This is a genomic window from Streptomyces sp. WELS2, assembly GCF_013870595.1.
Lineage (GTDB): Bacteria > Actinomycetota > Actinomycetes > Streptomycetales > Streptomycetaceae > Streptomyces.
Genome location: NZ_JACBWZ010000386.1, coordinates 1 through 5,757, shown reverse-complemented (window position 1 = coordinate 5,757; position 5,757 = coordinate 1). Strand labels below are relative to the sequence as shown.

Here is a 5,757-nt window from a genome sequence, read left to right as displayed (position 1 = left end):
ACCTCCAGGACGTACGCGCTGCCGCTCATGCCCGGCACCTCGTGCGTCTGGAGCACGCCCCCGTGGGCGCGCACGATCCCGCGCACGATCGGCTCGTGCACCGGGTCTCCCCCGGCGTACGGCCCGCGTACCTCGATCCGCGCGACCTCGCCCCGCTGGGCGGCGGCGACCACGACCGTGTTGTCCAGGTAACCGCCCGCCGACACGGGCGTGTTGCCGGTGGCGTCGACCCCGGCGACGTCCGCGACGAGGTGCGCGAGCGCGACGGCGAGCCGCCGCGGGTCGACCTCGGCCTCGATGGGCGGCGCGTGCACGGCGAACTGCACCCGCCCCGGCCCGATCAGCTCGACGGCCCCGTCCACACCGGCGGCGACGACGGCGTCCAGCATCACCTTCGTACGGGTGATGTCCTCGGTGCCCGCGTCCAGCCGCTGGTAGCCGAGGACGTTGTCGATGAGGGTGGTGATCCGGGAGTACCCGGCGGACAGGTGGTGCAGGACCTGGTTGGCCTCGGGCCACAGCTGGCCGGCGTCGTCGGCCGCCAGCGCGGACAGCTCGCGCCGCAGCTCGTCCAGCGGCCCGCGCAGCGACTGCCCGAGCAGGGTCAGCAACTGCTCGTGCCGCCCGGAGAGGGCCTCGTACCGGTCCTTCTCCCGCTCGGCCAGCGCCGCGTACCGCTCCTCGCCGGCCGCCAGCTCCTCCGCGTGCTTCTCGCGCAGCTCCTCGATCTCGGCGACATGCCGCTGGCGCAGCGCGGTCAGATCGGAGGCGTGTTCCTCGGACAGCCGCTCCAGCTCGTCGGCGTGCGCCTTCTCCAGCGCGGCCTTCTCCTCCACCACGGCGTCGTACGGCCGGCGGTCGGTGAAGGTCATCACGGCGCCGACGAGCTGGTCACCGTCCCGCACCGGCGCGGTGGTCAGGTCGACCGGCACCTTCTGGTCGCCCTTGGACCACAGCACCTGGCCGCGCACCCGGTGCTTGCGGCCGGAGCGCAGGGTGTCGGCGAGCGGCGACTCCTCGTACGGGAAGGGCGAGCCGTCGGCGCGCGAGTGCAGTACGAGGGTGTGCAGCTCCTTGCCGCCCAGCTCACCGGCCCGGTATCCCAGTATCTGGGCGGCGGCCGGGTTGACCAGCACGATCCGCCCGTCGGTGTCGGTGCCCACGACACCTTCCGCGGCCGCCCGCAGGATCATCTCGGTCTGCCGCTGCGAGCGGGCCAGCTCCGCCTCGGTGTCGACGGTCCCGGACAGATCCCGGACCACGATCATCAGCAGCTCGTCGCCGGTGTAGCCGTAACCGTCGTACGCCTGCTGCCCGTTCTCCAGGTTCGCGCTGGTGACCTCGACCGGGAACTCGGTCCCGTCCGTGCGCCGCGCGACCATCCGGGTGGGCTTGGTCCGCCCCTGCGGGGCCATGTGGTCGGGCCGCCGCATCGAGCCGGGGATGAGCCGTGAGTCGAACTGCGGCAGCAGATCGAGCAGCCCACGGCCGACGAGCGCCGTGCCGGGCGTCTCGAAGGCCTCCAGCGCGATCGTGTTGGCGTTGACGACGGTTCCGTTGGCGTTGACCAGGACCAACGCGTCCGGCAGCGCGTCGAGTATGGCTGCGAGGCGAGCAGCGCCTCGGGATGGCCTGCTGCTCACGAGACGCCTTCCTCCCTGTTACCGCACCTTGCCGACCGCTCGGGCCATCTTGCCAAGGGGCCCGCGACGTGTCACGCGAGGGAGTCTAAGGGCACGGGTCGTGCTCGCGGCGCCGGATGGCGGGGAGGTCCCACGAGGAAGTGACGACGAACGCCTGACCGATACCCCGGCTCCGCGATACCTTCCCGGGTCCTTTACGGAACCGGCGCGCCCGTCGAACCGGCACGTCGGGCATGCCGTCCACGACCGGGCCGCGCCGGCCACCACCTCGGGTGTGCGCGGCTCGGCTCAGGGGGCGGCCGGCGGTCCTTCACCGGGCGTGGACGGGTTCGGCGGTCTGTGGCCCGGCTTGAAGGGGCTCGGTTTGCAGGGGGTCGGCGGTCTGGGGCTCGGGCTGGACGGGGCCGCCGTTTTGCGGCTGGGCCGGGGCCGACGCGCCGGTCCGTGGCTCGTCCCCGGCGGGGGAGCCGATGCGCGGCAGCAGCGGCACCATGCGGTCCCACCGCGCGATCCGGCACCCGTCCCCGCGGTCGTACACGGCGTCGACCGGGCGTCCGGCCCAGGTGCCGGTGATCCGGGCGGTGGCCGGGCCGCCGTGGACCATGGTGCAGACGGTGCCGGGGGCGACCGGCGCGAAGGGGTCGCGCCCCCACCGCGTGTTCTGGTCGAGCACCCGGCAGGCCCCGGCGGGGTCCGGGTGCCGGCCGGCCTCGGGGTGGCAGTACAGGTCGAAACTCCCGTCCCGCCCGGCACCGGCGTGCCGGACCACGACGGTGAGGTGATCACCCCGGTCCTCCGGCCGGACGGGGGGCGGCATGGCGCCGGCCGCGGCGGCGGGTACGGAGGCGAGGGGGACGAGACAGGCGGCGACGGCGAGGGACGCCAGGACGCGGCGGCACCGTGATGAGACCGATGGGGCCGACGGGGCCGATGGGACCGGCGAGGCCGGCAGAACAGAGACCATGCCCTGTCAACGCCGGACCGGCCCGGACGTTGCGCCGTGTCGCACGGGACGTGGTGCCCATCGGCCGTCCGCCGCGCCGTTCCGTTGGGAAGCCCTTTGCCCTGCGGCCCGCCTGCCTAGTACCGTGGGGGGCGATTGGTGACAGGGCACTCGCCTGTGTCATCATCTGCACGCACCACTCGCGCGCTCGCGTGAGCGGTTGTGCTGGAGGCGTCGCCTAGTCCGGTCTATGGCGCCGCACTGCTAATGCGGTTTGGGCCTTAAAGCCCATCGAGGGTTCAAATCCCTCCGCCTCCGCTCTCGAGGAAGCCCCGGTCCCCAGGACCGGGGCTTCGTCGTTCCCCCGCTCCACCCCGGAGACAGCCCAGGAGCGTTTCCGCAGGTCACAAGGGGTGTGGGGACCGGATTTCACATGACGGCGGCAGTCATGTAATGTTCTTCCTGTCGCCGCGAGCGGGCCGAAAGGACCGGGAGCGAAGGCAAAACAAAAGAACAAGCACTCGTAGCTTAACGGATAGAGCATCTGACTACGGATCAGAAGGTTGCAGGTTCGAATCCTGCCGAGTGCACACAGGTGAGAGGCCCCGGAGAGATCCGGGGCCTCTTGCGTTTCAGGGGCGTACGTCCTGAGCGTGTCAGCCGAGAACTCCGGCCGGTGTCGGTCCCGGGTGCTAGAAACACCCGCATGGCGTACAGGTTCACGGCGCAGGTCGCTTGCGGGTTCGATGATCCGGAGCGGGACGACTGCGTGATGGCGGGTGTGGTCGAGTCGGACGACGAGGAGGGGTTCTCCCTGTTCTTCATGTGCGACTTCGAGGAGCCCGGCGAGCAGGAAGTGTCCTTGGAGATGGACACCCACTGTCTTGTCACGCCGGACCAGGGCACCGCGTACGGCTGTGTGCGGGAGGCGGAACTGGACGGGGAGGTGCTTCGGGTGACGCTGGATCCTTCGTCGCTGGACGCGCTCGGCTTGGCCGATCCCGTCGTCGAGGCCTTGCTGCGGGCGCCGGCGGAGGACGTGGCACGCATGCGCGAGGTGCTGCCGCGCATCCTGACGTACGGGCGTCCGGATGCCCGCCCGAGGCTGGTCAACCTCTAGCGGGTACCGCAACGCCGCGGGCCGGCCCCTTCAGAGCCGTGCCGGATACGTGCCGAGATCTTTCGCGGACTTCCCATGTTTCGCTGATCGTGGGTTCGTGGGCGGGGATTTCTCGTAACGAACGTGTCGTACCCACCCCTTACCCTCGCCAGTGATGGCACAGGTATGGAGATGCTCGGGGCTCCGCTGGTCGGCGGGCGGGCCCGTGCTGGTGTGGGGCGGTGGGCGGAGCAGCGCGCTGGGCCGGGGGAAGCGGGTCGCCTTCGCCGTGCCGGAGGGCGGGGTGCGGGCGTGTGCCGGAGCTCGGGGGCACGACTGTCCGGTGCGGGCCGTCGTGCCGGGACGGAGTACGGGCGGCCGGTGCGAGGAGTGCGCGCGGCTGGCGCGGGCGCACTCGGTGGCCGCCGACACGGTCGCGGACGACCCCCGGCCGTACCGGGTCTACCTGGCCTGGTTCGGGCCGGGCCTGGTGAAGGCCGGCATCACGGCCGTGGAGCGGGGACCGGCCCGGCTGCTCGAGCAGGGCGCCGTCTGTTTCACCTGGCTCGGCACCGGTCCGCTGATGGCCGCGCGGCGCGCCGAGGAGCTGCTGCGGGCCGCGCTGGGCGTGCCGGACCGGGTTCCGTACACCGGGAAGCGGGCGGTGCGCTCGGCGCTGCCGGACACGGAGGCGGAGCGCGCCGCCGAGGTGCGGGAGGTGCACGCGCGGGCCGTCGCGCTCGCCGGGTGGCCGGAGTCGCTGCGGGCCGAGCCCTGCCGGGTCGTGGACCACGTGGGGGTGTTCGGGCTCGCGGGGGCACCGGAGGCGTTCGGCGAGGTGCTGGAACTGGTGCCGGGCGGGAGCGTGCGCGGCGAGCTGGTCGCGGCCGCCGGGCCCGACCTCCATCTGGCCGTCGGCGGGCGGGGAGCCGTCGTCCTGGACACCCGGCTGATGACGGGCTGGGAGCTGGTCCCGGCCGAACCGGCGGTGGACGGATGCGCTTTCCCCGTGCGGGAGTTCGGCAGGGAGCCGGACGGACTGTTCTGAGCGGCGAGGCGCCACCGGACCCGGCCCCCGACGACCCTCGGGCGTTTCACGGAGACATCGTTTCTCAGGGAAATCACAGACTCTGAAAAGTGTCTTCTCAGAGCGTCCCGACAGGGTGGCCGGCATGACCACGACCTCGCCCCAGGGGCGCACCGAACTGCTGAGGCCGGACGGGAGCCCCGTCCGGGTGCTTGTGGTGGACGACGAGCTGTCGATCACCGAACTGCTGAGCATGGCCCTGCGCTACGAGGGCTGGCAGATCAGGAGCGCGGGCGACGGACTGGGAGCCGTCCAGGCGGCCCGCGAGTTCCGGCCCGACGCCGTCGTGCTCGACATGATGCTTCCTGACATGGACGGCCTGTCCGTGCTCGGGCGGCTGCGCCGCGAACTGCCGGACGTGCCCGTGCTGTTCCTCACCGCCAAGGACGCGGTGGAGGACCGTATCGCCGGGCTCACCGCCGGCGGCGACGACTACGTCACCAAGCCGTTCAGCCTCGAGGAGGTCGTCGCCCGGCTGCGCGGGCTGATCCGCAGGTCGGGCGCCACCGACCGGCGCTCCGACTCCGTGCTAGTCGTGGGCGACCTGACCCTGGACGAGGACAGCCACGAGGTCTGCCGCGGCGGTGAGTCCATCCACCTCACCGCCACCGAGTTCGAGCTGCTGCGCTTCCTCATGCGCAACCCCCGGCGGGTGCTCAGCAAGGCGCAGATCCTGGACCGCGTGTGGTCGTACGACTTCGGCGGCCAGGCCAATGTCGTGGAGCTGTACATCTCCTATCTGCGGCGGAAGATCGACGCCGGTCGCGAGCCGATGATCCACACGCGGCGGGGGGCCGGTTACCTGATCAAGCCCGCCGCGGCGTGAGCGGGCGGCGGCGGCCCGGTCCCCGACTGCGCCGGGCGGGTCGGCCGCGCACCCTGCGGACCCGCCTCGTCGTGGCCTCCGTGACGCTGATCGCGGTGGTGTGCGCGGTGATCGGCACGGTGACCACGCTGGCGCTGCGCTCGCATCTGTACGGCCAGC

General features: G+C 72.2%; 4 protein-coding genes, 2 tRNA genes and 2 pseudogenes. 6 read left to right on the top strand and 2 right to left on the bottom strand.

Annotated features, from left to right (window positions below; genetic code table 11):
* Together H5J33_RS21195 and H5J33_RS21190 are read right to left on the bottom strand one after the other, a co-directional pair.
* On the bottom strand, positions 1-1,643 hold a 1,643-nt coding region (locus tag H5J33_RS21195), incomplete at its 3' end, for a PAS domain-containing protein (RefSeq protein WP_181796501.1).
* A 463-nt stretch (positions 1,644-2,106) separates the two neighbouring features.
* Positions 2,107-2,607: pseudogene (locus H5J33_RS21190) on the bottom strand (SSI family serine proteinase inhibitor); the annotation flags it as partial.
* A gap of 206 nt (positions 2,608-2,813) precedes the next feature.
* Here H5J33_RS21190 and H5J33_RS21185 point away from each other — a divergent pair.
* The 6 genes and pseudogenes from H5J33_RS21185 to H5J33_RS38365 all read left to right on the top strand — a co-directional run.
* Positions 2,814-2,904 (top strand) — tRNA-Ser (locus H5J33_RS21185).
* Between the two features lie 199 nt (positions 2,905-3,103).
* Positions 3,104-3,176: transfer RNA gene (locus tag H5J33_RS21180), tRNA-Arg, on the top strand.
* Between the two features lie 116 nt (positions 3,177-3,292).
* Positions 3,293-3,706 (top strand): Imm10 family immunity protein, encoded by a 414-nt coding sequence (locus H5J33_RS21175; RefSeq protein WP_181796499.1) that lies wholly within the window; start codon positions 3,293-3,295, stop codon positions 3,704-3,706.
* 154 nt (positions 3,707-3,860) lie between these two features.
* On the top strand, positions 3,861-4,733 hold the full coding sequence (locus tag H5J33_RS21170; protein WP_181796498.1) for a DUF2797 domain-containing protein: 873 nt from the start codon (positions 3,861-3,863) through the stop codon (positions 4,731-4,733).
* A gap of 124 nt (positions 4,734-4,857) precedes the next feature.
* On the top strand, positions 4,858-5,598 hold the full coding sequence (locus tag H5J33_RS21165) for a response regulator transcription factor (protein ID WP_181796497.1): 741 nt from the start codon (positions 4,858-4,860) through the stop codon (positions 5,596-5,598).
* Positions 5,595-5,757, top strand: a pseudogene (locus H5J33_RS38365) (two-component sensor histidine kinase); the annotation flags it as partial. The gene H5J33_RS21165 and the pseudogene H5J33_RS38365, both read left to right, overlap by 4 nt.